Origin of the sequence: Streptomyces sp. NPDC046215, assembly GCF_040646215.1 — a bacterium.
Taxonomy (GTDB): Bacteria; Actinomycetota; Actinomycetes; order Streptomycetales; family Streptomycetaceae; genus Streptomyces; species Streptomyces stramineus.
The window spans coordinates 1-2,128 of the sequence record NZ_JBEYZW010000193.1 but is presented as its reverse complement, the minus strand read 5'-3'; the positions used below and the strand labels follow the sequence as shown (position 1 = coordinate 2,128).

The window sequence follows — 2,128 nt, the reverse complement described above, 5'->3', positions numbered from 1 at the left end:
TTGTTTTTCTCTGTTTGGTAGTCCCCTGGGGGGGGGGCGCGGGGGGGCCGGGGGCCCCAGCCAGTCATTTTCCCCGCCCCCCCCCCCCGGCCGTTGCATGTACGGTTCTAAGAGCTCGTACACACAGCTACACCTCACGCCTCCCGGGTGGGCCTCACCCGTCACGCATGTATGTAGGGACTCTGTCCTTCGATCTCCTCCTCGGCGACGTACGGTCGCTGAAGGAGAAGCGCTCCGTCGTCCGCCCGATCGTCGCCGAGCTGGCCCGCAAGTACGCGGTCAGTGTGGCGGAGGTCGGCGACCAGGACCTCCACCGCAGGGCCCGGGTAGGGCTCGCGGTCGTCTCGGGCGACACGGGGCATCTCCGGGACGTCCTGGACCGCTGCGAGCGCCTCGTCGCCGAGCGGCCGGAGGTGGAGCTGCTGTCGGTGAGACGGCGGATCCACGGCGACGACGACTGATGACTGAACCGAAGAAGAAAGAAGTAGGCGCATGACCGACAACGCGCGGGCGCGCAAGCTGGCCGACCGGATCCGGGTGATTGTCGCGGAGACGCTGCAGCGCCGGATCAAGGACCCGCGGCTCGGCTATGTGACCATCACGGACACCCGGGTCACGGGCGATCTGCAGCAGGCGACCGTGTTCTACACGGTCTACGGCGACGACGAGGAGCGGGCCGCCTCGGCGGCCGCCCTGGAGAGCGCCAAGGGCATCCTGCGCTCCACCGTCGGCCGGGAGACCGGGGTGCGGTTCACCCCGACCCTGACGTTCGTCCCGGACGCCCTGCCGGACAACGCCCGGACCATCGACGACCTCCTCGCCAAGGCCAAGGCCAAGGACGCGGAGGTCCGCGAGGTGTCCTCGGGCGCGAAGTACGCCGGCGAAGCGGACCCGTACCGCAAGCCGGGCGAGGACGAGGACGACGCGTCCGCATGATGGAGCAGGCATCCCGCGAGCGGGCCGAAGAGCCCGCCGCGGGCGAGAACGAGGCGACCCCGGAGACGGCCGAGGCCGGGGAGCGGACCGAGCGGGGGACGGGCGCGCCGGCCGGCGCTGCCGACGCCCGGCCCACGCGCCGGGCGGGCCGTGCGAAGAAGGGCCCGCCGCCCCCGGACGGCCTCGTCATCGTCGACAAGCCGGCGGGGTTCACCTCGCACGACGTCGTCGCCAAGATGCGCGGCATCGCCCGGACCCGGAAGGTCGGCCACGCCGGCACGCTCGACCCGATGGCCACGGGCGTGCTCGTCCTCGGCATCGAACGGGCGACCAAGCTGCTCGGACACCTCGCGCTGACCGAGAAGGAGTACGTCGCGACGATCCGCCTCGGGCAGAACACCGTGACGGACGACGCGGAGGGCGAGATCACCTCCGCCGCCGACGCCTCGGGGATCACCCGTGAGGCGATCGACGCCGGGGTCGCCAAGCTGACCGGCGCGATCATGCAGGTCCCGTCGAAGGTCAGCGCGATCAAGATCGACGGCAAGCGGTCCTACGCGCGGGCGCGCGAGGGCGAGGACTTCGAGATCCCGGCCCGCCCGGTGACGGTCTCGACCTTCGCCGTGCACGCCGTGCACCCGGCCGTGGCCGAGGACGGCACCCCGGTGCAGGACCTGCTGGTCTCCGTCGTCTGCTCCTCCGGCACCTACGTCCGGGCGCTCGCCCGCGACCTGGGCGCGGACACGGGCGTCGGCGGCCACCTGACGGCGCTGCGGCGCACCCGCGTCGGCCCGTACGGGCTGGGCGAGGCGCGCACGCTGGAGCAGCTCCAGGAGGAGCTCGCGATCATGCCCGTCGCGGAAGCGGCGGCGGCGGCCTTCCAGCGCTGGGACGTCAACGAGGAGCAGGCCCGCCTGCTCGGCAACGGCGTCCGCGTCAGGGTGCCGATGTTCGACACCACCGGCCCGATCGCGGTCTTCGGGCCCGACGGGCGCTTCCTGGTCCTCGTGGAGAACCAGGGCGGCAAGGCGAAGAGCCTGGCGGCCTTCGTCTGATCACCGGGCCGAGCGGCCCACAGCGGAATCACCGTGGGGCGGGGCGTGTGCGTGCACGCGAGGACCTGCGCTCCCACATCGGCATGGTCCTCCAGGACACCTGGCTCTTCGGCGGCACCATCGCCGACAACATCGCC

3 protein-coding genes are annotated in these 2,128 nt (G+C 72.1%); all 3 read left to right on the top strand.

All coding sequences use genetic code 11. The features are described 5' to 3' along the window. The first annotated feature begins 167 nt into the window (after window positions 1-167). Genes ABZ951_RS33790 through truB form a run of 3 tightly spaced genes read left to right on the top strand, consistent with a single transcriptional unit; the run spans window position 168 to window position 1,991 of the window. Window positions 168-461, top strand: a complete 294-nt coding sequence (locus tag ABZ951_RS33790) for a DUF503 domain-containing protein (RefSeq protein ID WP_344097798.1) — start codon at window positions 168-170, stop codon at window positions 459-461. Between the two features lie 31 nt (window positions 462-492). Further along, entirely contained in the window at window positions 493-936 is a 444-nt protein-coding gene (gene rbfA / locus ABZ951_RS33785) for a 30S ribosome-binding factor RbfA (RefSeq protein WP_344097797.1), read from the top strand. Beyond that, window positions 933-1,991 (top strand): tRNA pseudouridine(55) synthase TruB, encoded by a 1,059-nt coding sequence (gene truB / locus ABZ951_RS33780; RefSeq protein ID WP_344097796.1) that lies wholly within the window; start codon window positions 933-935, stop codon window positions 1,989-1,991. Before rbfA ends, truB begins: the two co-directional genes overlap by 4 nt. The last annotated feature ends 137 nt before the right edge of the window (window positions 1,992-2,128 follow it).

Coding starts and splice junctions, on each gene's coding strand:
- ABZ951_RS33790 (WP_344097798.1), top strand. CDS start 168: ATGTATGTAGGGACTCTGTCCTTCGATCTCCTCCTCGGCGACGTACGG.
- rbfA (WP_344097797.1), top strand. CDS start 493: ATGACCGACAACGCGCGGGCGCGCAAGCTGGCCGACCGGATCCGGGTG.
- truB (WP_344097796.1), top strand. CDS start 933: ATGATGGAGCAGGCATCCCGCGAGCGGGCCGAAGAGCCCGCCGCGGGC.